Consider the following 25,585-nt stretch of genomic DNA (forward strand, 5'->3'; position numbering starts at 1 on the left):
GCCGGTGAGCTTGCGCAGCGCCTGACTCATGAGTCGAGCTTGCAGGCCAACGTGCGAGTCGCCCATTTCGCCTTCGATTTCGGCTTTGGGCACGAGCGCCGCAACCGAGTCGATCACGACGACGTCGACCGCTCCGGAACGGACGAGAATTTCGCAGATCTCGAGCGCCTGCTCGCCCGTGTCGGGCTGTGAGACCAAGAGGTTCTCGACGTCCACGCCCAACTTCGAGGCGTAGTCCGTGTCTAACGCATGTTCGGCATCGATGTACGCAGCGACGCCGCCGGCGCGCTGTGCGTTGGCCACCACGTGCAGACACAACGTGGTCTTGCCGCTCGACTCCGGGCCGTAGATCTCCGTGACACGTCCGCGCGGAATGCCGCCCACGCCGATGGCCGCATCGAGATTGATCGCCCCCGTTGGAATCGCTTCCACGCGCACCCGAGCACTGTCCGATCCCATCTTCATGATGGAGCCCTTTCCACAGCTCTTCTCGATCTGCGCGATGGCCAGATTCAACGCTTTCTTCTTCTCATCTTGCAGAGTAGAAACCGCCATTCTCGTGTGTCCCGGTGAGAGATGGTGAGCCTGCTGGTTGATCTGGCCGGCTCTCGAATTTACCCGAAATGCTCGGGGATTCGCATACCGAACAAACTACGAAGGGACGGCCAGGACGTCAAGTTTGTCTACGCAACTGAAAACGCGTTCTGCACATGTCGGATCCGCACCCGCGCGCCGTCGATGAGCACCCCAATGACATCGAATCGATAGCTGTCCGTGGGATTGCCGAACCGGTCGACCCAGACGTGCGCCGATCGGATGAGCTCGCGCCTCTTTCTCCAATCGACTGCCTCCACCGGGTCACCGAACTCGCTGCCCCGCCTCGCCTTCACCTCCACGAACACCACCACGCCGCCTCGTCGCGCCACGAGGTCGAGATCGCGATGCCCATTACGAAACCGTCGCTCGAGGAGTGTCCAGCCCAGTTGCTCGAGCCAACGGGCCGCGTACGCTTCACCGGCGAGTCCCAATGCCTGTGTCGACATGGCGCGAATCTAGGAAGGGCTCGCGCCGAATGCAGGCGCAAAACACCGCGCGCCGGCCCAAAATCACGCCGCCGTTCCCGTCCGCGCTTTGTCCGTCGTGTCCGCCGTGTCCGCCTTACCGGTCCGTGGTTTCCGTTTGTGTCCGCCCCGTGTCCGCCTTACCGGTCCGTTGTCTCCGTTCGTGTCCGCGCCGTGTCCACCCTCTGGACGCCGTTGAGTCCGAGCAGCATCTCCACACTCGCCCCCGCCATCCCCGCCACCGGCACCTGTTCCTTGAGCACCACGCCGTCGCTCTTCCGCACCCACAACTTTTCCTCGCTCCTGCCTAACGTCAGCGACAGGACCCAGGCATCGAACGCCCCGTCCGGCACGGCCAGACGCTGCTCGCCCACCGTCCGCAGCACCACCGGCACCACCCCGCTCTCGTGCTTGTCCACTGCCGTGAGCTTGGCCGACGCCGACCAGTTCGCGCCTAACGACGACGCCGCGATCAACCCCTCGACCAGATAGAGCGTCGGCAGTGCGTCGCGCTCGTTGGCCGTCGCGACCGCCACCCGGCCGCTGTCGTCGTCGAACACCGTCCGCACGCTGTCGCCTGTGAACTCGGAGACCGTCTGCCCCGTCGGCGTGTGCTCGATCCGGTAGAGCGGCCGCAAATCGGCGCGCCCCACGTACACCGACTCCGCGTATTCCGCCGTGTGCATCTGCCGCGCGTCGATCACCAGCCACGCCGCCGTCCCGTGATAGGTGGTGTCGGTGAGGCTCACGGTGCGGAAGCCGATGCGCTGCGGCGTACCCTCGCCCGTCACCAGCGAAATGACGTAGAGCCACTTCATCGGTTTGAGACGGGCCACCGTCGCCGGCGCCGCAAGACGCGCCGGCACGGACTGCGTCGCCGCCGCCGGGCTCGCCGCGGCCGCCGCGAGCGCCGCCATGACCAACACCTTGGATGCCATCACGTGCCTCCCGCTTCGCCCGGCGCAGCGTTAGGCGCGCGGGCCGCAAATGCGATCGAGATCCTCGAGTCCCATCAACACGTCGCGCGGCTTCGATCCGTCCGGCGGCCCGAGAATCCCCGCCTCGTGCAACTGATCAATAATACGCGCCGCCCGGCCGTATCCTACCTTGAGACGCCGCTGCAAGAGCGACGTCGACCCCAATTGATGCTGGATCACCACCTCCGCCGCATCGCGGAAGAGTTTGTCGCGGTCGCCCGGATCGTCGGCGTCGAGCAACGCGAGACCCGACTCCAGCGCTTCCTTCTGCCGCACGATCTCGAGGATGTCCGGCTCGGAGATCTCTTCGGGCGCCAGGCCCTTCTCGGCGAGCGCCGCCCGCTTGGCCGTCTTCCGTTGCTCGTACCACTTCATCAGCCGCTCGGTGTCTTCGCCGGCGATGAATGCTCCCTGCAGGCGCGACGGCTCCGACTTCCCCGGGGGAATGAACAGCATGTCGCCGTTGCCTAACAAGGACTCGGCGCCGACGCCGTCGATGATCGTGCGGCTGTCGACCTGCGACGCCACGCGGAACGCGATGCGGCTCGGAAAATTCGCCTTGATCAACCCCGTGATCACGTTCACGCTCGGCCGCTGCGTGGCCAGAATCAAGTGCAGCCCGATCGCGCGCGCCTTCTGCGCGATGAGCGCCAGCGGCGTCTCGATTTCCGCCTGCACGGTCATCATGAGATCCGCCAGCTCGTCGATCACGAGCACGATGTACGGCAGGATCCCGCCCGTGTACGTCAGATCCTCGAACGCCACATCGGGCGTGCGCGGCCTGGTGAGCTGCGCGCCCGATTGCACCCGGCGGTTGAAGTCCTGGATGTTCCGGCACTGGTTCGCCGCCAACAGCTCGTAGCGCTCCTGCATCTCGTCTTTGGCCCATTTGAGCACCGACGCTGCGTCGCGGTTGTCGGTGATCACCTTGTGGCGGAGATGCGGGAGCATGTTGTACACCGACAGCTCGACCATCTTCGGGTCCACCATCAGGAACCGCAGCGTGCGCGGCGTGTGCCGATAGATGAGCCCGGTGATGATCGTGTTGACGCAGACCGACTTTCCCGAGCCCGTGGCGCCGGCGATGAGCAGGTGCGGCATTTTCGCCAGGTCGGCGATGACCGGTTTGCCCTCCAGGTCCTTGCCTAACGCAATCGGCAGCGCCGCCCGCGCCGTCTGGAATTCGCGCGACTCGAGGAGCTCCCGGAACGCCACGATCTCCGACGTCGGGTTGGGCACTTCGACGCCCACCGCACCGCGGCCCGGAATCGGCGCCACGATGCGGATGCTCGCCGCCCGCATGGCCAGCGCCAGATCGTTGGACAGATTCGCGATCTGGCGGACTTTCACGCCCGGCGCCGGCTCGACTTCGTACTGCGTGACCACGGGCCCCGTCGTGCGCCCGGTGATCTCGGCGTCCACGCGGAAGGTGCCTAACGCTTCCTTGAGCTTGACCGCCATCGCGTCCAGCTCGCGGCGGTTCGTCTCCGCGTTGTGCGGCGGCGGCGGCGTGAGCAGGTCGGCCAGCGGCAGCTCGTCGTCGGCGGCGTCCGGGGTGGCCGATGCATCGATCGCCGCCGCGATTTCCTCGTCGTGCTCGGCCGTGATCTCGGCTTTCGACTTCTTGCGGCGCCGGCCGCGCGGCCCGTCGCCCAGCGCCGTATCGAGCCCCATCGGCTGCGGCGCGAACGGCTCGATCGCCGGCATTTCCTCGGGCGACGGCTCGTTGATGTCGGCCGCCGGCGCCGCGGCCGCGCGCCGCCAGGGCAGGCGCAACACACCCGCCGGCTGGATGCCTAACACAATCCGAACCGGGTTCCACGCCAGCGTGAAAATCGTGAGCGCGCAAAACGCCGCGACCACGAAGAGCCACGCGCCCCACGCAAGCGCTTCGACGAGATAGAACGCGATGAAGCCGCCCCAGAACCCCGCCGAATCGCTCCACCGGTGCCCGAGGTGCAGCGCGAGCGCGATGGCCACGGGCACCAACAGCACGAGGCCCAACACGAACAACAGCCAGTTTCGGTCGGTGTCCGAGCGCATGCGCCCGAAGAGCCGCAGCGCGTGGATCGCCGGCAGCAGCGGCACGAGGAACGCCGCCGGCACGCCGACGAGCCACACCATCCCGGCGCGCGTGCACGCGCCCACGGGCCCCATGAGCGATCGCGTTTGATGACACGCGCCGCCGCCGCCCGAGGTGCTCGACGCGACGGCCAGCGCGATGAACAGCGCCAGCGCCAACAGCGCGACGCCCGCCGCTTCCCGCTGCCGATGCGAGGGCGAAGGCGCGGCCGTCACTGCCTAACGCTCCCGGTCGGGACCGAGCAGCGTGATCTGCCGGTCCTGATAGATCGGAATCACCGGGTGCGCGTTGAGCGCGGCGCACGCCACCAGATCCTCGGCGAACCCGGCCTCGGCGAGCGCCCGCCCGTGCTCCGAATCGGCGAACAACCGGTCCAGCCGGTCGCCGTAGCGGCGGTCGAGCACCGTGCACGCGAACGCGCCGTCGCCTAACTCAGCACCGTCGATCTGCTTGGTCACCATCCGCGTGTACCGCCCGGCGCACGCCGCGTCCTCGAGCGACACCTGGCGGTCGCGTCCCGCGCACACGATGCTGATGTCGGTGCCGCCGCGCGCCGCCGTGCGCAGCAGCGACGTCACCGCCGCCACGTTCACGTACGACGCGATCACCACATCGCGCGCACCCTGCACGGCGAGCAACGTGGCCGTGCCGTTCGTCGTCGTGAACAGCACCGTCTTGCCGTCCACGGCCTCGCGCGTCATCTCCCGCGGCGAGTTGCCAAGATCGAATCCCGGGATCGGCTGCATCTTCCGCTCTCCCGCCGTGCGCACGTCGGCGCGCTCCAACTGCTTGGCGCGCGTCATCACGGCGTCGGCGCTTTCCAGAGGTACCACGTTGCGTGCGCCGTTGGCAAGCGCCGTCGCGATGGTCGTCGACGCCCGCAGCACGTCGATCACCGCAACCACCCGTCCCGTCACCGTCGCGGGCGCCAGCATCGACGGCCCGAACAACACATCGATTCGCATCTCACGGCTCCCGCAACAGCGACGCCTCACGCTCGAGAAACTTGGTGTCCACCTGGCCGGCCTGAAACGCCGCGTTCTGCATCACACGCGCGAGAAACGGAATGGTCGTTGTCACGCCTTCCAGCACGAAACTCTCGAGGGCCACCTGCACCCGCTTCACGGCTTCGGCGCGATCGCGCCCCTGACAGATCAACTTTGCCAGCAGCGAGTCGTAGTACGGCGGCACGGTGTAGCCGGCGTAGACGTGCGAGTCGATCCGCACACCCGGTCCCCCGGGCGGATGGAACACGTCGATGCGACCGGGCGACGGCTGAAAATTGCGCGACGGATCCTCCGCATTCACGCGCACCTCGATCACGTGTCCGCGCAGCGGCGGCAACTCGGCAATCGACAACGGCTCTCCCGCGGCCACGCGCAGCTGTTCCTTCACCAGATCCACGCCCGTGAGCATCTCGGTGACGCCGTGCTCGACCTGGATGCGCGTGTTCATTTCCATGAAATAGTACGAGCCATCTTCATCGAGCAGCATCTCGATCGTGCCGGCGCCGACGTAGTCGATGGCTTTCGCGCCGCGGACGGCATCGTGTCCCATCCGCTCCCGTAAGGCAGGCCCAACGGCGGGGCTCGGCGCTTCTTCGATCAACTTCTGGTGGCGGCGCTGCACGGAACAATCGCGTTCGCCTAAATGAATCACCCGGCCGTGCTTGTCGCCCATGATCTGGAACTCGATGTGCCGGGGACGCGAGAGATACTTCTCGACGTACACATCACCGGATCCGAACGCGGACAACGCCTCCGACCGCGCGAGTTGGAACGCGCGCGAGAAATCCTCGGGGTCGTTCGCCACGCGCATGCCCTTGCCGCCGCCGCCCGCCGCCGCCTTGATGATCACCGGAAATCCGATGTCGCGGGCGAAGCCGAGCGCTTCGTCGGCATCTTCGATCGGCCCCGGCGTGCCGGGAACGATGGGGACGCCCACCGCGGCCATGGCCTTGCGCGCCGCCGCCTTGTCTCCCATGACGCGAATCTGCTCGGCCGTCGGTCCGATGAACGCGATGTTCGACGCGGCGCACGTCTCCGCAAACTCCGCGTTCTCGGCGAGGAATCCATAGCCGGGATGGATCGCGTCCGCGCCGGTGATCTCGGCGGCCGCGATGAGGCGCGGAATCTTGAGGTACGAGTCGCGCGCCGGCGGCGGCCCGATACAGACGTCGTCATCGGCGAACCGCACGTGCAGCGACTCGCGGTCCGCCTCCGAATAGACGGCCACCGTCTGAATGCCTAACTCACGACACGCGCGAATCACCCGCAGCGCAATTTCGCCGCGGTTCGCGATCAATACTTTCTTGAACATGCGCGACGGTCAGGAAACCGGGGTTCGGGACGCCCGCCGGGCCTCACGACGTGATGTCGCTCTGGAGCGCGTCCCAGCTCTTGTCGCTCGAGCCCTCGACGCCCTGGACGCGCAATGCGAATTCGCTCGGGTTGGTCGCGAAGAACATCGCGCTCTCGTACGAAATCGCTTTCTTCTTGTACCACTGCATCAGCGATTGGTCGAAACTCTGCATGCCGTACTGCACCGTGCCTTCCTTGATCAGGTCCGGAATGTTGAGCGACTTCGTCATGTCGCGGATCTGATCGCGAACGGCCGCGGTGTTGATGAGGATCTCGCACGCCGGCACCCGCCCCGGCTTGTCGGCGCGCGGCACCAGGCGCAGCGACACCACCGCCGACAGCGCGCTCGCCAGCATGAACCGCACTTCGTTCTGCTGGTGCGGCGCATAGAAGGACAATACCCGGCTGATGGTTTGCGTCGCGTCCGTCGTGTGCAGCGTCGAGAAGACCAGGTGTCCCGTGTCGGCGGCTTTGAGCGCGACCTCGAGCGTCTCGATGTCGCGGATCTCACCGATGAGAATCACGTCGGGATCCTGTCGCAGCACCCGGCGCAGCGCCGCCGCGAAGCTTCCCGTGTCGGCGCCGACTTCGCGCTGATTGATGCTCGAGTTGATGTCGCGGTGCAGGAACTCGATCGGATCTTCGATCGTGATCACGTTCGCGTGGCGCTTCTCGTTGATGTGCTGGATCATCGCGGCGAGCGCCGTCGACTTTCCGGAACCGGTGATTCCCGTCACGAGCACGAGGCCGCGCGGCCGCAACGAAATGTCGGAGATGATTTGCGGGAGATTCAACTCTTCGATCGTGCGCACCTGATACGGCACCGACCGCAGCGCGTACGCGATCGTGCCGCGCTGTTGGTAGACGTTCACGCGAAAGCGCCCGATGCCCGGCACGCCGATCGCGAAGTCGGATTCCTTGTGCTCCGCGAAATCCTTCACCTGCTTGGGCGTCATGATCTGCTCGGCGAGCGCCTTCAGCTCCTCCGGTCTCAGCGGCGGCACATCGAGCGAGCTCAAGTCGCCGTTCACGCGTAGCACCGGCGGACGCCCGACTTTGAGATGCAGGTCGGACGCGTTCTGCTGAATCATCCGCTGCAGCACCGCCTTGAAGTTGAACGCCGGCGCCTGTTGGGCAGGCGCGGTCGGCGACTCCGACGCGCTCGAAACCGCTGGGTTAGCCATTGGGGTCGATCCGGAAGAGGACCTGTCCGTACTCCACCGGGTGCGCATCGCTCACGAGCACTTCGCGCACGATGCCGGCGTACTCGGACTCGATCTCGTTCATGATCTTCATCGCCTCGATGATGCAGAGGATTTCGCCCTTGGCGATGCGTGATCCTTCGCTGACGTACGCCGCCGCGCCGGGCTCCGGCGAGCGATAGAACGTTCCGACCATTGGCGATTTGACCTCGAGCAATTTCGGCTTCGACGGCTCGGCGGGCGGCGACGCGGTCTCGGGCGTGGCCGGAACGCCATCGGCGGGCGTCATGCGACCAGCGGGAAGCGGCGCCGGCATCAACGCCGGCGCCGTCATCGGCACGGCCACCTGAACCGGCGCTGCGGCTGTCGCGAGCCCCATTCCTCTCTGCTGCGGCGTCTTCGAGATGCGGATCTTCATGCCCTTGTCGGACGAGATCTCGATCGAATCTACCGAAGACCCGTCGAGCAACTCGACGAGCTTCTTCACGTAGCGCAGGTCAATCATAGGTGTGTCAGAGATGACTCCCTCCCGACGTCAGCCGACTTCGAGGAGCTCGCGCGAAAATGTCGTGAGAATTCTTGCGCTGTCACGGCCGAGTACCACGTCATCTTCCACGCGAACTCCGCCCCACCCAGCGCGATACACTCCCGGCTCGATCGTGACGACGGCGCGCTCGGGGAGCACCGCCTCCGTCGTCCGCGCCAACCGCGGCGCTTCATGCACTTCGATTCCAATTCCGTGTCCGAGGCTGTGACCGAACGCCTCGCCCAAACCGCGCTCCTCAATGTAGCGTCGAGCCAACGCATCGGCATCTTTGCCGGTCATGCCGGCGCGGACGAGATCGGACGCGCGTTCGTTGGCCGTGCGCACGATGTCGTGCACATCGCGTTGTTCCGGCGTCGCGCGGCCAACGATGACCGTCCGCGTGATGTCGGAGCAATAGCCGTCCACTATGGCACCGAAATCAATGAGAAGGAAGTCGCCCGCGCGAACTTGCCGGCTGCCGGCTCGGGCGTGCGGCAGCGCCGATCGTTCGCCCGACGCGACGATCGTCTCGAACGGGAAGCCGGTGCTGCCCGCATCGCGCAGCGCCAGCTCGAGGGCGCCGGCAATTTCGAGCTCCGTCTGTCCTGCACGCACTCCGGCCAACGTTCGCTCGAGCGCGCGCTCCGCGACGCGTGCGGCCGACGTGATGCTCTCGATCTCGCCCGCGTCTTTCTGCTCGCGCAGCGTCTCGACCAGATCCGTCGTTGCGCGCCACTGCCAGCGCGCACCGGCATTCAACAATCGCTCGAAATCGCGGTGCACCAGATACGCCGACTCGAATCCCACGACCTCGAGACCCGTCATGTCGGCCATCTGCCGCCAGACACCGGTCCACAAGCTCTGCGCTTCGATGGCGACGCGCGCCGGGTCGCCCACTTCTTCCTTTACTTGAGTGGCGTAGCGAAAGTCGGTGACGAGCAGCAGGTCGCGCTCCGACACGACGACGATCGCGCTCGAGCCGGAGAATCCGGTGAGGTACCGGATGTTAGGCAGGCTCGTGATCAGCAGGCCGTCGAGGTGCGCTGCGCGCAGCGCGGCGGCGAGCGCCGCCACGCGCTCGGACCGGCGGTCACTCACGCTCGAGGGAGGCGACGATCCCGCGGAGCGCGAGCTCGTAGCCGCGCGCGCCGAATCCGCACACCAACGCGAGGGCGCTCGGGGCGAGCATCGACTGCCGGCGCTCCGGTTCGCGCGCGAAGATGTTGCTCAGGTGCACTTCGACGAACGGCACCTGCACGGCGGCGAACGCATCGCGGATGGCGAGGCTGCTGTGGCTGTACGCGCCGGCATTGATGAGCGCGCCATCGACGCGGCCGCGCAGCGATTGAATGACATCCACCAACTCGCCTTCTCCGTTCCGTTGGGCGAATTCCACTTCTACGTGCAGGTCGCGCGCGATGTGGCGCAGGTGCTGTTCGATGTCGTCCAGCGATTGGCGTCCGTACAACTCCGGCTCTCGAACGCCGAGCAGATTGAGATTTGGTCCGTTGAGGACGGCGATGCGCACTACTTCTTCAGGCCCTCGAGCCATTGATGGAAGAGCTCGAGGTCGGCGTCGTCGCCGCGGCGTGCTGCGGGCGGGGTGGACCCGGGGGCGGACGCGCGCTCGGCGGCGCCCTCCGGCTCCGCGTCGCGCGGGGCAAAGAATTCGTCGAAGGTTTGCGGGGTGCTCTCGTGCGCACCGCCGCCGAAGACGTCGTCCAGCGACAGGGCGTCGGCCGCGGCCCGCGCCGCGCGGCCGCCTCCGTTAGGCATCCCGGCCTCGGCGCCGAACGCGCCGGCGAGGGTGGCCGCCGCCTGCTCGTCGGCCGCCGACGCGCTCCGGTCCTGGAACAGCTCGGTGAACGACAGCACGCGGTTAGGCGTGAACGCGGGCGCCGGCTCCGCCCCGGCCGGCTCCGGGGGCGCCTCGGCCGCCTCCGCCGCGACGTCGCGTTCGGTCGCCGGCGGCGCCGCCGCCGTCTCGGGCTCTGCAGGCGCGACGTCGGCGATGCTCGCTTCGTCCGCCTCCGGCGCCGTCCAGTCGGCCGATGCCAGCTGCTCGATGGGCGGCTCCTCGCCAGCGACCTCTGCTCCGGAAGACACCGGCGCAGCCGCTTCGTTAGGCGACGCGCCGTCGGCGGCGTCGGCGACGACGGCGGCGGCGACCTCCTCCGCGGGCGCAGACGCCGCGGCCGGCTCGGCCGGCTTGCTTTCGTCAGGCGATGGGACCGCGGGCTGAGGCGCGGCGGCCTCCGCGTCTAACGGCGGCAGTTCCTCCGCCAGAGCGGACGACGCCGCCGGCGCCGGCACCGCCGCGAGGTCGGTCTCCGTGCGCACGCCCGGCGGCCGGCGGTTCGCGAAGCGGCCGAAGAACGCGCGCACCGTCCGCTCCACCGGCGCCGCCGGCGCCGGCTGCTCCAATCGCGCGATGCGATTCAGCAGCGACATGTCTCCCGGCCGCTGCGCCAGCAACAATCGATAGATGTCGAGCGCCTGCTCGCGATGCCCTTGCTGCAAGTACAACTCGGCCATCGTCTCAGTGATGAACGCCGCGGGCAACGGTTCATCGTGCGACGACGACTCGCCGTCGGCGTGCGCCGCGGCACCCGCCGCAGGCGCCTCGAGCTCCGACGCATGCTGCGCCGGCGCTGCGGCATCGGCCGGCGCGTCGAGCATTGGCGGCTCGAGCGGCGGCAGCGCCTCGGCTTCCCCGAACGACGACAACACGTCGTAGTCGAAGTCGAGATCCTTCTTGGCCGGCACCTCCGGGGGCGTCGCCGGAGCTGATTCGTTGGCGGGCACCGGCGGCTGCGCGGATGCGGTGCTCGCCTCCGGATTGATGTCGCCCCAACCGATGGGCTCACCGGCGGGCGATGCCGGCGTGCTGCCGGCGGGCGCTTCGAGCTCCCGCAGCAGCGCTTCGACCTCTTCATTCTGCGGATCGACCTCGAGCAGGCGCTTGTACCAGCCCAGCGCACCACTGGCGTCGCCTTTGGCGCGCGCGATGTCGCCTAACTGACGGAGGCCGATCAGGTTTTCGGGATCGAGCCCGAGCGCCGTCTCGAAGGTGGCCCGCGCTTCATCCAGTTGGCCGGTCTCGTACAACGCCTGGCCCAGGACGATATAACCGCTGATGTACGTCGGCTGCAGCGGCACGTGCGCGCGACAGATCTCGATCGCGGTGTCCAGTTCACCCCGCTTCCGATATTCGTTCGCGAGACGCGCGAACACGCGCCGCGGATTCTCGGCGAATTGCTTGAGGAGGTCGTCGATCAGCGCGGAACTGGCCATTCAAAGCCCTCGGGAATGGCGCCCAGGCAGGCGGTTAGAGGCGGCTCAAGATACAACTCAGTGACGATTCAAGTCAATCGGAAGTGACACGCTGTCTTGCTTTTACGCCGCCGCCGCCGGTAGATTTCGCGGTTCGCGGAGGGCACGTCGAGCGACCCCTTGCCCGCGAGCCTTCCCCCTTGTTCGACACGGAGTGACTTCTCGTGCTGCATGTCTTTCGGGCGCACGCCAAGTGGATTTGGTACCTGGTCATCCCCGCCTTTCTGATCTGGTTCGTTTATATCGGCCAATCGGGACTGGGGGATCAAGGCCCGGTCACCCCGAGCACCACCATCGCCAAGATCAACGGCACCGACGTCAACTACCGCGATTGGCTCCAGCTGCGCGAGCAGGCGATCCAGCGCGCCCAACAACAGACATCCGGACAGTTGTCGCTCGATGACGAACAGCGCGTCGAGGACGACGCGTTCAACGACATGGTGACCAACATCCTGCTGCAGCAGGAGTACAAGAAGCGCGACATCACCGTGTCCGACCAGGAAATTCAGCAGGCCGCCCTCGAAGAGCCGCCTCCGCAGATTGTGCAGGACCCGCAGTTCCAAACCGAAGGGCAGTTCGATCTCAACAAGTATCGCCGCTACCTCTCGAGCCCGGTCGCGAAAGAATCAGGTATTCGCTTGCAGCTCGAGCAGTATTATCGCGGCGAGTTGCCGCGCGAGAAGCTGTTTGAGCAGATCGCCTCGCAGGTGTACGTGACCGATGCCCAACTCTGGCGCGCGTGGCAGGACACGCACGACTCGGCGCAGATCTCGTACGTCCGCTTCGACCCGAACCGCATTCCCGACTCCGCCGTCCACGTGAGCGCCGCCGAGATCCAGCAGTACTTTGACCAGCACAAGGCCGACTTCGCCGACCGCCCCGGACACGCGGTCGTGACGCTCGCAATCATTCCGCGCCCGATCACCAAGGCGGACACGGATCGCGTGTACCAGCACGCCCTCGAGCTGCGCAAAGAGATTCTGGCCGGCGCCAAGTTCGAGGACGTCGCCAAGCGCGAGTCCGCCGACTCCGCCTCGGCGGTCAAAGGCGGCTATCTGGGGCGCGTCACCAAAGGACAGTTCGTGCACGCATTCGATTCGGCGGCATTCTCCCTCAAGCCCGGCGAGCTGTCGCCGCCTGTCCTAACGCAGTTCGGCTACCACATCATCAAGGTGGATGAGCGCAAGGGCGATACGATCGCCGTGCGGCACATCCTCCTCCCGATTCATCAGGGCGACTCGTCGGCTGCGATCAGCGACCGCCGCGCCGACTCGCTGTCGCACGCGGCCGACCTCGACGCGCCAGCCGAGTTCGATAGCATTACCAAGCGGCTCGGCCTGACCACCGCGCGGGTCGCTGCCACCGAAGGCGATCCGCTCACCTTCAACGGACAGGATGTGCCGAGCGTGAGCGCGTGGGCGTTCACCGCGAAGGTCGGCCAGACGAGTGATCTCATCGACGCGGATCGCGCGTACTATCTGGCGCGGCTCGATTCGCTGACGCCGGGCGGCAAGCCGACCCTCGCCAGCATGAGCGATCAGATTCGCACCGAGCTCATTCGGCAGAAAAAACTGGACATGCTCGTGCCGGTCGCGCAGAAGGTGTCGGACGCATACGCCAAAGGGCAGACGTTCGATCAGGCGGCCAAGGCCGTAGGCCTAACGGTGAGCCAGAGCCCGACCTTCTCGCGCGTCTCGTCGGTGCCGGGCATCGGCCAGGCGAACGAAGTCATCGGCGCCGCATTCGGATTGCCCACCGGCACGGTGAGCGAGCCCGTGAAGTCGGGCGATGCCGTGTACGTGATCAAGGTGGATCGCCGTGTCGACGCGGATCGCGCCGCCTGGGAGAAGCAGAAGAGTCAGCAGCGCACCCAACTGCTGCAGCGGCTGCGCCAGCAGCGCGTCCAGGAATATCTGGCGGACCTGCGGCAGAGCGCGAAGATCGATGATCGCCGCAAGCAGGTCGAGCAGCAGACCCGGCAGACGGCAAGCTGACGGCCTGACGTTAGGCACAAAAAGAACCGCGCGCCGATGCCGGCGCGCGGTTTGTCGTTAGGCACCAGCCTCAGGTGTCGATCAGCCGCTTGGGCTCGGGCCGTACGTCATCGGCGCGGGTCTGCGGCTCTGGCGCGCGGAGGCGCTCGCGATCGTCACGCGTCGAAACCTCCTGCGTGATGGACGTCTGCACCTCGGTCATGCTCTTCTTGAATTCCCGGATCCCTTTTCCCATGGAGCCTGCGATCTCCGGGATGCGTTTCGCGCCGAAGAGCAGCAACACGATGAGAACGATGAGCAGGATCTCGCCAAAGCCAAGATTTGCGAAGTTCATGTGATGCCCCTAGAAGAGGGACCTGGCGATCAAGTACGCGATCAGAACCCCGAGAAGGCTCAGCAGCGACACGTCGAGCGCAATCGGGCCTACCGCAAACTTAACGATGACGAGGTCGATTGGCAGCGGCCCCCAGCTTGGCGTCACGCCGGAGGTGAGGAACTCCTTCACCGCTCCGGCCGGCAAAAACCGGCGGGCCACCTGCGTCAGCAGGCCGCCTACGATGAAGCCGATGGAGAGGACGAGCGCGTGGAAGCCGGGGCGGTGTTTGGACGAGCCTTGAGCCATCAATGTCTCCGATCCATGGCGTATGCGATGGCGTCGTGCAGGGCGGCGAGCACCGGCGTGTCGGGCAGGCCCTCCAGCGCTCGTTCCGCTTCCCGCGCGTACTGCACACCGCGGCGGCGGGCATAGTCGAGTCCGCCGTGCTCGACCACGATTTCGATGACGGTTTGGATGTCCGCATCGGCGGGTTCCGGTGTGGCAAACAGCGCTTCGACGTGGCGACGAGCCGATGCCGGCATCTGGCGCAGCGCGGCGATGAGCGGCAGCGTGACTTTGTGCTCGCGCAGATCGAGGCCCGTCGGTTTGCCGGTATCGGCGCTCGTCGCCGTGTAATCGAGGAGATCGTCGGCCACCTGAAAGGCCATGCCCAGCTGCTCGCCGTAGCGGGCGAAGCGCTTGCGATGCGCGCCGCCGCCGGCAATCGCGCCGATCTCGCACGTGGCCGAGAGCAGCGACGCGGTCTTGCAGCGAATGAGGGCTTCGTAGTCGGCCTCGCCGAATGCGAGCGCATCGAGCGCCGTGAGCTGGCGCATCTCGCCGATGGTCATCTCGTTGGTGGCCCGTGCGAGGACGCGGAGCACATCCCAATCGCCTAACCGCGCCAGCTCGACGACGGCCCGCGAATAGAGGAAGTCTCCCATGATCACCGAGATCTGGTGGGTGAACAGGGAGTTGACCGTCGGCATGCCGCGCCGGAGGGTCGAGTGATCCACCGAGTCGTCGTGCACGAGCGTGGCCAGGTGCACCAGCTCGACCACCGCCGCCAAGGTCACGGCGCGCCGGTCGCCATCACCGGCCACGCGGCTCGCCAGCAGCGCCAACGTTGGGCGAAACATCTTGCCTTTCATGAGCAAGAGGTGGCCGTTCACCTCGTCGATGAGCGGCAAGTCGGCGGTGACGATGCGCTGCAACTCCTCGCCCACCGCCGCCAGCGGCTCTCGCACGGGACGCTGCACGTCGCCTAACGTCGGGCTGCGCCGCGAGCGCGACTGCGCGACCGCCGTCATCGCGCTTTGCGCTCCACGGCGGCCAGGCGGTCGCCGATGTCGCGAAACTGGATGTCGACCGCGAATACGCGCTCGTAGAACTTGAGCGCGTCCGGGAATCGTCCCAGCGCTTCCGATGCGTAGCCGAGCAGGTAGAGCACGCCCACGAGTTGATCGTCCGTCGCGTGTTGGTCCGTCAGCGCGCGCGACAGGATCGTCAGCGCGATCTGATATTGCCGCTTCTCGACGAAGCATTGCCCCAACGCCTCGTACGTGCGGCCGCGGTGTTCGGTTCCACGCAGCGCCTTCTGAAATTCGGAGATGGCTTCGTCCAACAATCCCATTTCCTTGTACGCGACGCCGAGGTCGTAGTGGCTTTCGTGGTCCGCTTCATCGACGTTGGCCGCCACGCCCTGCTTGAACATGCTCAACATCTCGGCGAAGTCGACCTGCTGCTGATCGGTGGCGGGCTCGCCGACATCGACCACCATGCGGGTATTCTTGGCCGCATCTGCCTCGCGCAGCCAGTCGGCGAGGTTGACGAAATTCGCGTCCGAGCCGGCGGCCGGCGTGGCTGTCGGCGCCGTGGCGGCGAGCCCCCGGTCGTCGGTGCGCACCGGCGACGGGCGAACCGTCGGGCGCGAAATCGGCGTCGTGGACGACGGCGTCGCCACGAGCGACTCTCCGCCCAACGCGGACAGCGCGGCGCGCGCGCGCTCGTCGCCGGGGTTGAGCTCCACCACGCGGCTGTAGACCGCGCGCGATTTGTCGAGCTGGCCGCTGCCGAAGAGGCACTCGGCCAACGAGAGGTACGCGTCGACGAGGCGCGCTTTGTCGTTCGCGCGCACGGCGTATTCGACGCGCTTCTGATGGAATCGCACGCTGCCCGGCTCGACGCGGATCATCTCTTCGGCGATCGCGCTCGCGCTGCGCAGATTCCCGGCCGTCTCGAAGCCGAGCATCGCGTGTTCGAGCTCGGCCAGGCCGAGGTCGCGCTCGCCTTCTTCGAGCAGCGCTTCGGCGAGCTGCCGCCGCACGTCGAAGTCGTTAGGCGATTGCTCGACGGCCATCCGCAGGCGCTGGACGGCCGCGTCGGCCGCCGGATGGTGCACGGCGAGCGGCGTGTCGTCCATGGGCGGCAGCGGCGGCAAGTCCGCCGCGTCCTCGGGCGGACCGGCATCGATGGACGGCAGGCCGGCGAGCGGATCCACGTCCGGGTCGAAGCGCGCGTGGTCGAGCGCCGCGTCGATGGACTGCTCGAAGTCCTGGCTGTCGGGGAACGGCTCCGAGCCGAGCGGCGGGTCATCGCCGAACGCGTCCGGGGCGGCGGGCTCGGGCGCCGGCTCGTCGTTAGGCAGGTCGGGCGTCGTGTCGCCCGAGTAGATGAACGTGAGGTCGCCGCCCACGTTCTCGGGCACGTCCGCGTCATCCACCGGGATCTCGAGGAGCGGCAGATCGATGGACGCGCCGTTCCCGGCCGGCTCGTCGGCGTCCTCCAGCTCCAGCTCGCCCAACCCGCCGCCTAACGCACCATCCAGGAGGCCGTCCTCGGCCGGCATGGTGGTCTCGAGGCCGGCCACCGGCTCGACCCGCGAGCCGGAGTCCTCCTGCGGCTCGAACGTCGTCTGTTCGAAGCCGACGATGATGTCCGAATCCGCGTGGCTGACCAGCTCATCGCCGACGGAAGGCGCCTCGGATTCCGATTCGATGAACGTCTCGGAGCGCTCGATGCCGGAGATCGGCGCGACCTCCGGCGACGACTCGATCTCTGCCTGCGAATTGATGAAGGGCAGATCGATGTCGGGCGCCGGTTCTTCGGTTTCCGCCGCGGGTGGCGGCGCAGGCGGCGGGAGCGGCGCGGCCGGCCGCACTGCTTTCGGCGGCGCGACCGGCGCGGCCACAGCCCGTGTGCGCGCGGGCTGCGGCCCGTCGAAGTTCACGTCGAGGAACACGAGATCGTTCGCTTTCGGTGTCGGGCGGCCCGGACCCGTTTTCGGTTCCAGCTCCGGATCCAACGCCTTCATGCGATCGACCGTCGCCCGCGCTTCGCGCGTTCGCCCCTCGGCCTCGAACTTGTCGTACAGCACCTGCAGCTGCTCGATCGCTTCGCTCTTGCGATCCTTCCGCACGAGCTGATCGGCGAGCATGAGGCGAATGTCGTCCTGATCGGGACAGAGATCGGCGAATTCCTTGAGCGCCCGGAACGCTTCCTCGAGCTCGCCCGTACGCTGCATGCGATCCGCGTACTCGAGAAAGTTCTGCTTCGCATCGTTCACGAAGCCCTTCTTCGCGCTGATCTTGCCTAACTTGTAATAGATGGACGTGCGGCCCGGCGCGTTGCGCAGGATCTTGTTGCAGAGCGCGATTGCGTTGTTGAAGAACCCGCCGTCCGTGTACAGGTCGACGGCCCGCTCGTAGTGGTCGACCGCAGCGGTGACGTCACCCTGTCGCACGAGCAAATCGCCCACGCGGTTGTAGAGGGCGACGTCGGCCTCGTCGACGTGATCCCCCAACCCGTCGAGAATCTGCGCGTACGTCTCGAGCGCCTTGTCGAACTGCTTCTTTTGCTCGTATTCGAGCGCTCGTTTCTTGAGCTTCGCGACGTTCGACATCAGCGCGTGGTGGGCTCCCAAGTGCGAGGCGGCTTTCGCGCCGCGCTCCGGCGTGGCGAAGGCCACGTAACTTACCGGTAAGTTGCGCTGGCGACAAGGTTTGGCCTAAGCCACCTACGACGGACTGCTGCGCTCCTCACCGCGTAACGCGCCTCGAGCAGCAACCTGCGTCCGACGGCTCCTCACGCCATGATGTCCCGCACCCTCGTAATCGTGAGCGGCGCCTGCGACTCGCCGCGGCACGCGTAAAAGCATGCGTTGCAATCGATCGGCCGATACGAGCGAAACTCGGTCCAGTGAAAATCGTTCGGGAAGTCCGGGCACCGTCGCACGTATCCCATCGGGTCGACGTGAATGGTCCGTTGGCCTGAAAGACACGGGTCGTGCATCTCGCCCCGGACGTACCTCGGAATCTGCCGCAGATAATGGTCGGAATTCACGATGATGCCGCGCCGGCGACGTTTGATCGACAACAGCTCCGCGATCACCTGGTCGAGCGCCGGCCACTGCTCCTCGACGATCCGGTGTGAGTCGTTTCCGTTCTTGAGATCCGTGTAGGTGCTGAAGGAGACGCCCACGCCCAACGCTTCGGCGCGTCGAACGATCGGCACGATGTCGGCGAGATTGTCGCGCTTGATCACCGTGTTGAAGCGGATGCTGTCGATGCCGGCGGCGCGCAGCGCCGGCACGAGATCGAGAATTTTTCGCGAGAGCCCGGGGACGCCCCGCGCGCGATCATGCCGCTCGTCGAGAAAATCGAGCGAAATGTTGAATTGGTTGAGGCCGGCGTCCCAGAGCGAACGCGCCCGCTCGACCGTCAGCATGCCGCCATGGGTGATGAGAGCAATGTACCGCAGCCGGACCGCGCGCGCGACGCCGGCAACGAGGTCTTCGAGATCGCGTCGCAGGAGCGGTTCGCCGCCGGTGAACGTGATCATGATGGGCGAGAAGTAGCGGGCGGCGTCGGCAAAGCTGCGCGCTTCCTGGGCGCGCGCGGACGGATCGGTTTTCCAGTAGTCGCAGAAATCGCAGCGGGCGTTGCACCGCATGGTGACCTCGAAGTGGACGAGGATCGGGCGGCGCCTGAGCGTGAGCCACGCGTACTTGGCCGCGAACAACGGCACGTGCCACGGGGCGAAGCGGGAGGACAGCATGCGCGGCGAGGGTCTCGAATGCCTAACGCGGCGCGACGGCGTCGAAGGCGCCCGTCGCGATCGCGCCGCTGAGCGCGGCGATGTCCGCGCTCAGCGCGCGATCGCGGTCGAGCGGCGGCACGATGCGCCGCACGATCGCCCGCGCGTCGCCCACGCGACGCGCGGGCGAGAGCGGGGCGCGGAAATCCACGGCCTGCGCCGCACACATGAGCTCGATCGCGATGACGTTCCGCACGTTCTCCACCGACCGGCGCAGCTTCCACGCCGCCCCCATCGCCATGGGCACCACGTCTTCCTTTCCACCGCCCGTCGGAATCGTGTCGACGCTCGCCGGATGCGCGAGCACCTTGCACTCGCTGGCCAGCGCCGCCGCGCTGACCTGCGCCATCATGAACCCGCTGTTCACGCCCGCGTCGCGCGCCAGGAAGGCGGGCAGCCCGTGATTGAGATCGGGATGCAGCAACCGGTCGATGCGTCGCTCGGCGATGGTGGCAAGGTTCGCCATGGCGATCGCCATCACGTCGAGTGCTAACGCAACGGCCTGCCCATGGAAGTTGCCGCCGCTCAACATTTCGGAGTCGGACACGACGAGCGGGTTGTCCGTTGCCGCGTTCAGCTCGCGCGCGATCACCGACTCGGCGAAGCGGAGGGCGTCGCGCGCCGGGCCGTGCACCTGCGGCATGCAGCGCAGCGCGTACGCATCCTGGACCCGCGGATCGCCGACGCGGTGCGATTCGCGAATCTCGCTGTCCGCGAGCAGCGCTCGAAGCAGCGCCGCGGACTCGGCTTGCCCCACCTGACCGCGCGCCGCTTGAATGCGCTCATCGAATGCGACGGGCGTGCCCATGAGGCCCTCGAGCGACATCGCGCCCGCGACGTGCGCCGCCCGCCAGATGCGCAGCGCATCCACGAGCGCTAGCGATGCAACCGCCGTGTGCGCCTGCGTTCCGTTGATCAGGGTGATCCCTTCCTTCGGCTCGAGCACGACGGGTTGAAGACCTGCCGCGCGCAGGACGTCGGCCGCCGTGCCGCGCGCACCGTCGCGCCGCACGATCCCCTCGCCGATCATCGCGCCGGCCAGATGTGCTAACGGAGCGAGATCGCCGCTCGCGCCGACGCTGCCCTGCTCCGGCACCTCGGGCGTCACGCCGGCGTTGAGCATTCCCGTCAGCAGATCGATCAGCTCGGCGCGTCCGCCGGAGTAGCCCTTCGCGATCACGTTCGCGCGGAGCAGCATCATCGCGCGCACCTCGCGCTCGGGCAGCAGCGGACCGACGCCGGCGGCGTGGCTGCGCACGAGATTGATTTGCAGCTCGCGCAGGCGGTCGGCAGGAATCGCGACGTCGGACAGCTTGCCGAAGCCGGTGGTCACGCCGTACACGACATCGCCGCGCTCGAGCACGTCGACGACGGCAGCGCGGGCGCGAGCCACCCGTGCGCGGGCTTGATCCGACAACGCCACCGGCGCTCGATCGACGGCCACATGGTACACAGCGTCGACGGTGAGCGAATCACCGTCGAGCAGGATCGGTTGTGTCATGACGGGAAAATGTACGCCGCGCCGTCATCACCGCGCCAGCGGCGATGACGGCGCGGCGTACAAGTCGCCCGACTAACGTGCGATCGCGCCGCTTCCCGCGGTCATGTGCTCGAGCACCGGATTGCCGGGGTCGCGCTGATAGGTCCACTCGAACACGACGAAGTTCGCGCCGACCGCGGCGACTCGAAGCGCGGCGTAGTGCACACCATCCGGCCGCGCGACCTGAAACACATAGCCGAGCCTGGCCGTTGCCCGCACCGCGCCGGAGGAGAATCCGGTGCTCGGCGCAACACCGAGGGCGGCGATGCTGGCAAGCGGCTGCGAGCTGTACAGCGCGACCGTCGTCCCCGATTTCGCCGGCACCAACCACAGGCTTCCATCGGCATGCCGGTCGACACGGAAATCGATGCCCGGGCGCGTGGCGCTCGCCACGACGCTGCGCGTGCTCGCCGACGATGGGAAGACGAACCCGCTCTTGTTCAACGAATCGGCCGACGAGAACACCACGACGTCGCCGGATGTGGCGCTGGGCGTGGCCGCGACCGGCGTCGGCCAATCGCTTTCGTGGCCGTCGATGCTGATGGCGCTGACATCGAAGCAGCGCGGCTGCCCGTTAGGCAAGCCGCTGGCGATGAAGTCCTCCGATACGGTGGTGCCCTCGAGCACCCACGCGGTATCGCAGAGATTCTGCCCGGCGTGATAAACGGTCGAGTACACCCGGTAATAGCTGAAGGCCGACGGGTTGAACAGCCGTGCGTTAGGCGACCACGACAGCTCCACGGCCTGGTCGAGCGCGAACGCTTCCAGGCTGTCCGGCGGCGGCAGTTTGTTGGTGTTGTCGACGGTGATGACGTTGGACGGCGCGCTCATCGACCCGTCGGCCGCCTCGGAGGCGACGTAATACTGGAGATCCGGTGCGCCCAGGTCCTCGAACGACGGAGACGTCGTTTGCGCGCGGAGATTCCACGTGCCGTTCGCCGAGGACCGCGAGAACACCGCATAGTCGGCGATATCGGGATCGTTCACCGGATCCCACCGCAAATCGATCCCCTCCGGGAAATCGGCATTCCCGCTCGGGATCAGCTGGTACGTGAGGTTATTCGGCGGCGCAAGGTTGACGTGGTTCCCGGTCAGGCGATCCGAGGTCGAGCAAGCGGCGAGTGCGATCACGGCACCAGCCGCCAGAGTAGCGCGGCGCATTGCAGGCTCCATCGGCGTATACGCCACCGTAGTGCACGCCCCGCGCCGAGCGCTGCGACGCGGCAAAATCAATCACATCAAGGCGTTACTTTCGGCGCACCGCGCACGCCGTCCTTCGGGGTGGACAATACGGGCGGACTAAAGGCGGACAGATGGTCCGGTCGTGTCCGTCCTGTCCGCCCTGTCCGCCTTAAGGGGCCGGCCCCGCCTGCGGCCTGTACGTGCTCCGGTTGTAGTCGAACTTGAGATCCGGCTCGGCCTTGAGCGCGATGTAGAAGCTGAACGCGAAGTTTCCGTTGGGCGCGCGCGAGAAGTGAAAGATCGCGCGCCAGTCGTGCATGTCGCGCTGCAGGCCGACGTCCTGGTCGGAAAACTGGTGCAGCTCGAAGTCGTAGCCGGTCGACCACTGCAGCGCCCACTTGGGCGTGAGGCTGAACGACGCATTGGCGCGCAGCGTCGTGAGCGCCGGCGTCACGAAGGGCGCGCCGCCGGCAATGGTTTGCTGCAGTGTGTCGGCCGGCTGCGGGGTGTTCAAGCATCGCTGGTAATTGATCGGATCGTTGATCAACACCTGACACGTCGCCCGCGGATCGATCACGCGCGCGCCGGGAATCGGTCTGCTGCGTGTCGACGAAAATTGGAACGACGCGGTCCATCCCTGTCCGGTCGGAATACCGATCGGTTGTCGCACGCCGCCGGGTCCGGCGATGACCGGCTGCTGGTTGAGCGCCTGCGATGACTGGTTGGCGTTCGTGCTGTCGCCGTTCCCGAAAATCTTCGCCAGCGCGGTGATCGGGTTGTTGTTCTTCCCGATCGTGAACGACGCGGTGATTCCGGTGCGGAACGGTTTGAACTTCGCGGTGTCGCTCTGCAGGTCGCCCTGGAACAACGAGTACTGCACGGCGAGATCGAACCCCGGCAGCAGGTCGGAGCTCACTCGATACCCGAACGTGGACGTATTGAAGCCCGACGCGTGCGTCACCTTGGCGCGTTCGAAATCGTAGCTGATCGGGTCGAGGCTGAGCGCGAGCAGCTTGATCTTCTGACCGGCGTCGGGATTCGTGTCGTTCTTGCTCTTGAGCTTTGCTTCGATCACCTGGTCTAACTGCACCGTCATGTTTTCCTGTGCGAGGCCGCCCAGGTAGGTCCCTCGGGTCTTGTTCAGGGCTTTGAGGAACTCATCGCTCACGTTGGACGCCGGCGCGTACGTGAACGTGATGCGCGGCGAAATCGAGTGCCTGATGCGCGTGAACGGTCCGAAGCCCGGGAAGAATCCGAACAGCGTGGGTGAGCTCGACAGGCCGTACTGCAGCGTCTTCGACTGGTGCACGAACTGGCCGCCGCTCAATTGGCTGCGTACCCAGAAGCCGCTGGTCGGGTCGGCGTTCACGATCGCAAGGAACGGCGACAGCTTGAGCGTACTCTGCATGAGCGCCGGCAGGCTGATCCCGGTTTGCCAATCGATGGACGTGAGGTAGCTCGACGCATACATGCGCCGGGTGATGAGCGCGCCCGTGTTGAAATCGCGGACGTCGAACGCCTGCGGGAAGTCGTTCTCCTTGTCCGACAGCTGGAAGCTGTTCTGCCAGGTAAAGCCGAAGATGCGCACCGGGGTTTGCAGCGCTGCCGTGGTGTTGCGCTGGCTCGCGTGTACCTGGACGCTGTCGAACACCGCTCCGTTAGACCCGGGCGTGAAGATGAACGGCGCGGCGTCCATGTTCAGGTTCTCGGTGTTGTTGAGCGAGAAATTCGGCGACCACAGGAGCCACGACCCGGCGCTCACCGGTTTCACGGACACGGTGAGGTTCGGAAAGTTCTCGTCGATCTCCTTGCGGCCCGTGTACTGGGTGCGTGTGCCGCCGATGCTGACGTTGGCCGGGCCTAACGCCTGCTGGAAGTTCACCGCCGACGCGATCGCCGCCAGCGCCTGCGCCACGTTGAACGCCTGCTGCCGGATCGCGGTGGTGTTGCTCGAGTAGTTGATCGACGCGTTGAGACTGCTGCCCTGCGAGAACTGCTGCTGGTGCGACCACGACACGTTGGTGCTCTTTTGCCCGTCGCTGAACGTGGAGTACGAGACGCCGATGCGCCCGGCGAGAAAGCGGTCGAGCCACCGGTATTCGAATTCGCCGTTCCAGCGGGTCCACCCGATGTTGCCGTTCTGGGCGTTGTTGCCGCTCCGCCAATCGAGCGACGCGGTGGCGTCGGTGTAGTCGTTGATGGCGAAGTAGTAGCCGAGGTTGTCGACTTCGCGCTGATACGACGCCGAGGTGCGTACGATGTCGGAGAGGCCGAAGCGCGGCGGGATGATGCCGCTGCGCCGTCCGGTGCGCATGTCCTGGAAAATGAACGGCAGCCAGAGGACGGGAATGTCCTGGATGTAGAGCACGGCAGGCCGCGCGACGAGCAGCCGCCGCGTGACCATCTTGATTTCCTTCGACTGGAAATGGTAGTGCGGGTCGGGCAGGTCGCAGCTGGTGACCGAGCCATCCAGCGCGTACGACGTGTTGTGTCCGTGGCCGGTGGTGTCGCCGGCGACCGCGCCGCGTTCGCCGCCCACGAACCAGGTCTGGCCCGCCTGCGCCGACGAGGTACTGAGGCGGTTGGCGATGCCTTTGTGGTTGCCGATGTCGTACTCGAGAAAGCCCAACGTCACGAGGTCCGACGTCTGCGCGCTCGGGTCGCGCAGGACGGTCGTGTCGTTAGGCGCGGTGCGCGCCGTGACGATGCGTGAGGAATCGTTGTACTCGATGGTGTCGGAGACGAGCACGGTCTGCTCGCGCTGGACGGCGCTCTGCCCCGACAGTTGCAGCGCGTGGGTCTGGGTGTTGAAGACGGCGGTATTGCCCTGGTAGCGCGTGGTGACGTAACCCGTGCGGCTCATGAGCGCGTTCATGACCGAGTCGGGCTCGTTCCACTTGACGAGGTCCTTCTTGACGCGCGACGTGTCGGTCTGGGTGGTGTCGCCGGGCCGCCGCTGGCGGTAGATGCGCTGCGTGGTGTCGGGAAAGATCGGCGGCGGCGTTGGCGGTGTGGTGGGAACGCCCTGTGCCGCCGCGGCGCCGCCTAACGGCAGCGCGAGCACGGCCAGGGCCGCGATCGTGCGCCGGATCACGCCGTCGCTCCGCGCCGCCCCGCGCCCTCCACCTCGGCCGCGTCCGCCTCACGCTGCGCCTGCCGCCGCAAACGCCGCTTGTGCACGCCGTACGTGAGGAGGACGCTGACCTCGTACAGCAGGTACAGCGGAACCGCCATGGCGATCGTCGTCCAGACCAGGTCGCCCGGCGTGAGGAACGCGCCGATGATCACGCAGATGACGACGGCATGGCGCCGGTACTTGTTCAGGAACTGCGGCGTCACGATGCCTAACGCAGCCAGCGCCAGGATCACGATCGGCAGCTCGAAGCACAGCCCGAACGCCAGCGCCATGCTCGTCGCAAACCCGAAGTACTCGGTGGCCGTGATCATCGGCTCCAGCGCCTGCGTCTGGAAGCTCATCAGCCACTCGACCGCGAGCGGCAGCACCACGAAGAACGACAGGCACACGCCCGACAGAAACAGCGTCGTCGCGAAGGCGAACACCGGCACGACGAGCTTCTTCTCGTGCCGGTACAACGCGGGCGCGACGAACGCCCACACCTGATACAGAATGAACGGCAGCGCGATCACGATGCCCAACACGACCGAGGCGTCGAGGACGATCGTGAACGGGTCGCCGGGGTGCGTGTACACCAGCTTCCGGCCGTGCAGGTACGGCTTGATCGGGCCCTCGAGGAGCCCGATCACATCGATTTTCATGAGCAGCACGAACGCGATGCCGACGCCTACGATGAGCGCTGCCAGCGACCAGATGATGCGCCAGCGCAATTCCTCGAGGTGATCGAGGAACGGCATTTCGCCGCCCGACTGGCGCTCCGTAGGTTCGTCCACCGCGACGG

General features: G+C 66.6%; 21 protein-coding genes. 1 reads left to right on the forward strand and 20 read right to left on the reverse strand.

Going from position 1 to position 25,585, the window contains the following annotated elements; all coding sequences use genetic code 11:
* The 11 genes from VFW04_06060 to VFW04_06110 all read right to left on the reverse strand — a co-directional run.
* On the reverse strand, positions 1-555 hold a 555-nt coding region (locus VFW04_06060; protein HEX5178873.1), incomplete at its 3' end, for an ATPase domain-containing protein.
* 128 nt (positions 556-683) lie between these two features.
* Positions 684-1,043 carry a YraN family protein gene (locus VFW04_06065; protein ID HEX5178874.1) on the reverse strand — a complete coding sequence of 120 codons (360 nt, stop codon included), beginning with the start codon at positions 1,041-1,043 and terminating at the stop codon, positions 684-686.
* Between the two features lie 158 nt (positions 1,044-1,201).
* Positions 1,202-2,002, reverse strand: coding sequence for a hypothetical protein (locus VFW04_06070; GenBank protein HEX5178875.1), 801 nt, complete (start codon positions 2,000-2,002; stop codon positions 1,202-1,204).
* Positions 2,003-2,029: 27 nt separating this feature from the next.
* Positions 2,030-4,336 carry a DNA translocase FtsK gene (locus VFW04_06075; protein ID HEX5178876.1) on the reverse strand — a complete coding sequence of 769 codons (2,307 nt, stop codon included), beginning with the start codon at positions 4,334-4,336 and terminating at the stop codon, positions 2,030-2,032.
* A 3-nt stretch (positions 4,337-4,339) separates the two neighbouring features.
* On the reverse strand, positions 4,340-5,086 hold the full coding sequence (locus VFW04_06080; protein HEX5178877.1) for a 2-phosphosulfolactate phosphatase: 747 nt from the start codon (positions 5,084-5,086) through the stop codon (positions 4,340-4,342).
* A gap of 1 nt (position 5,087) precedes the next feature.
* Positions 5,088-6,440 (reverse strand): acetyl-CoA carboxylase biotin carboxylase subunit, encoded by a 1,353-nt coding sequence (accC, locus tag VFW04_06085; protein HEX5178878.1) that lies wholly within the window; start codon positions 6,438-6,440, stop codon positions 5,088-5,090.
* A gap of 43 nt (positions 6,441-6,483) precedes the next feature.
* Complete coding sequence (locus tag VFW04_06090; GenBank protein HEX5178879.1) at positions 6,484-7,665, reverse strand: type IV pilus twitching motility protein PilT; 1,182 nt, start codon at positions 7,663-7,665, stop codon at positions 6,484-6,486.
* Positions 7,658-8,188, reverse strand: coding sequence for an acetyl-CoA carboxylase biotin carboxyl carrier protein (accB, locus tag VFW04_06095; protein ID HEX5178880.1), 531 nt, complete (start codon positions 8,186-8,188; stop codon positions 7,658-7,660). The genes VFW04_06090 and accB overlap by 8 nt, the downstream gene beginning before the upstream one ends.
* Before the next feature lie 30 nt (positions 8,189-8,218).
* Positions 8,219-9,307 carry a Xaa-Pro peptidase family protein gene (locus tag VFW04_06100; protein HEX5178881.1) on the reverse strand — a complete coding sequence of 363 codons (1,089 nt, stop codon included), beginning with the start codon at positions 9,305-9,307 and terminating at the stop codon, positions 8,219-8,221.
* Entirely contained in the window at positions 9,300-9,761 is a 462-nt protein-coding gene (gene aroQ / locus VFW04_06105) for a type II 3-dehydroquinate dehydratase (protein ID HEX5178882.1), read from the reverse strand. The genes VFW04_06100 and aroQ overlap by 8 nt, the downstream gene beginning before the upstream one ends.
* Positions 9,737-11,503, reverse strand: coding sequence for a tetratricopeptide repeat protein (locus VFW04_06110; GenBank protein ID HEX5178883.1), 1,767 nt, complete (start codon positions 11,501-11,503; stop codon positions 9,737-9,739). The genes aroQ and VFW04_06110 overlap by 25 nt, the downstream gene beginning before the upstream one ends.
* 203 nt (positions 11,504-11,706) lie before the next feature.
* On the opposite strand from VFW04_06110, the gene VFW04_06115 reads away from it, so the two are divergent.
* Positions 11,707-13,536: a peptidyl-prolyl cis-trans isomerase gene (locus VFW04_06115; GenBank protein ID HEX5178884.1), complete on the forward strand. Its 1,830-nt coding sequence runs from the start codon at positions 11,707-11,709 to the stop codon at positions 13,534-13,536.
* 70 nt (positions 13,537-13,606) lie between these two features.
* Here the strand turns inward: VFW04_06115 and VFW04_06120 are convergent, their stop codons facing one another.
* From VFW04_06120 to tatC, 9 genes are all read right to left on the reverse strand, one after another.
* On the reverse strand, positions 13,607-13,870 hold the full coding sequence (locus VFW04_06120) for a twin-arginine translocase TatA/TatE family subunit (protein ID HEX5178885.1): 264 nt from the start codon (positions 13,868-13,870) through the stop codon (positions 13,607-13,609).
* Positions 13,871-13,879: 9 nt separating this feature from the next.
* Positions 13,880-14,158: a DUF4321 domain-containing protein gene (locus VFW04_06125; GenBank protein ID HEX5178886.1), complete on the reverse strand. Its 279-nt coding sequence runs from the start codon at positions 14,156-14,158 to the stop codon at positions 13,880-13,882.
* A complete protein-coding gene (locus tag VFW04_06130) occupies positions 14,158-15,162 on the reverse strand; it encodes a polyprenyl synthetase family protein (GenBank protein HEX5178887.1) in 1,005 nt (334 codons plus the stop codon). The genes VFW04_06125 and VFW04_06130 overlap by 1 nt, the downstream gene beginning before the upstream one ends.
* A complete protein-coding gene (locus VFW04_06135; protein ID HEX5178888.1) occupies positions 15,159-17,753 on the reverse strand; it encodes a tetratricopeptide repeat protein in 2,595 nt (864 codons plus the stop codon). The genes VFW04_06130 and VFW04_06135 overlap by 4 nt, the downstream gene beginning before the upstream one ends.
* Before the next feature lie 182 nt (positions 17,754-17,935).
* Positions 17,936-18,907 (reverse strand): radical SAM protein, encoded by a 972-nt coding sequence (locus tag VFW04_06140; protein ID HEX5178889.1) that lies wholly within the window; start codon positions 18,905-18,907, stop codon positions 17,936-17,938.
* Between the two features lie 22 nt (positions 18,908-18,929).
* Entirely contained in the window at positions 18,930-20,447 is a 1,518-nt protein-coding gene (gene hutH, locus VFW04_06145; protein HEX5178890.1) for a histidine ammonia-lyase, read from the reverse strand.
* A 72-nt stretch (positions 20,448-20,519) separates the two neighbouring features.
* Positions 20,520-21,647, reverse strand: coding sequence for a hypothetical protein (locus VFW04_06150; GenBank protein ID HEX5178891.1), 1,128 nt, complete (start codon positions 21,645-21,647; stop codon positions 20,520-20,522).
* Between the two features lie 190 nt (positions 21,648-21,837).
* Positions 21,838-24,762, reverse strand: a complete 2,925-nt coding sequence (locus VFW04_06155; protein ID HEX5178892.1) for a putative LPS assembly protein LptD — start codon at positions 24,760-24,762, stop codon at positions 21,838-21,840.
* Complete coding sequence (tatC, locus tag VFW04_06160) at positions 24,759-25,577, reverse strand: twin-arginine translocase subunit TatC (GenBank protein HEX5178893.1); 819 nt, start codon at positions 25,575-25,577, stop codon at positions 24,759-24,761. Before tatC ends, VFW04_06155 begins: the two co-directional genes overlap by 4 nt.
* Between the last annotated feature and the right edge of the window lie 8 nt (positions 25,578-25,585).

Source organism: Gemmatimonadaceae bacterium (genome assembly GCA_036273715.1).
Classification (GTDB): domain Bacteria; phylum Gemmatimonadota; class Gemmatimonadetes; order Gemmatimonadales; family Gemmatimonadaceae; genus JADGGM01.

Coding starts and splice junctions, on each gene's coding strand:
- VFW04_06065 (HEX5178874.1), bottom strand. CDS start 1,043: ATGTCGACACAGGCATTGGGACTCGCCGGTGAAGCGTACGCGGCCCGT.
- VFW04_06080 (HEX5178877.1), bottom strand. CDS start 5,086: ATGCGAATCGATGTGTTGTTCGGGCCGTCGATGCTGGCGCCCGCGACG.
- accC (HEX5178878.1), bottom strand. CDS start 6,440: ATGTTCAAGAAAGTATTGATCGCGAACCGCGGCGAAATTGCGCTGCGG.
- VFW04_06090 (HEX5178879.1), bottom strand. CDS start 7,665: ATGGCTAACCCAGCGGTTTCGAGCGCGTCGGAGTCGCCGACCGCGCCT.
- accB (HEX5178880.1), bottom strand. CDS start 8,188: ATGATTGACCTGCGCTACGTGAAGAAGCTCGTCGAGTTGCTCGACGGG.
- aroQ (HEX5178882.1), bottom strand. CDS start 9,761: ATGGCTCGAGGGCCTGAAGAAGTAGTGCGCATCGCCGTCCTCAACGGA.
- VFW04_06110 (HEX5178883.1), bottom strand. CDS start 11,503: ATGGCCAGTTCCGCGCTGATCGACGACCTCCTCAAGCAATTCGCCGAG.
- VFW04_06120 (HEX5178885.1), bottom strand. CDS start 13,870: ATGAACTTCGCAAATCTTGGCTTTGGCGAGATCCTGCTCATCGTTCTC.
- VFW04_06125 (HEX5178886.1), bottom strand. CDS start 14,158: ATGGCTCAAGGCTCGTCCAAACACCGCCCCGGCTTCCACGCGCTCGTC.
- VFW04_06130 (HEX5178887.1), bottom strand. CDS start 15,162: ATGACGGCGGTCGCGCAGTCGCGCTCGCGGCGCAGCCCGACGTTAGGC.
- VFW04_06135 (HEX5178888.1), bottom strand. CDS start 17,753: ATGTCGAACGTCGCGAAGCTCAAGAAACGAGCGCTCGAATACGAGCAA.
- VFW04_06140 (HEX5178889.1), bottom strand. CDS start 18,907: ATGCTGTCCTCCCGCTTCGCCCCGTGGCACGTGCCGTTGTTCGCGGCC.
- hutH (HEX5178890.1), bottom strand. CDS start 20,447: ATGACACAACCGATCCTGCTCGACGGTGATTCGCTCACCGTCGACGCT.
- VFW04_06150 (HEX5178891.1), bottom strand. CDS start 21,647: ATGCGCCGCGCTACTCTGGCGGCTGGTGCCGTGATCGCACTCGCCGCT.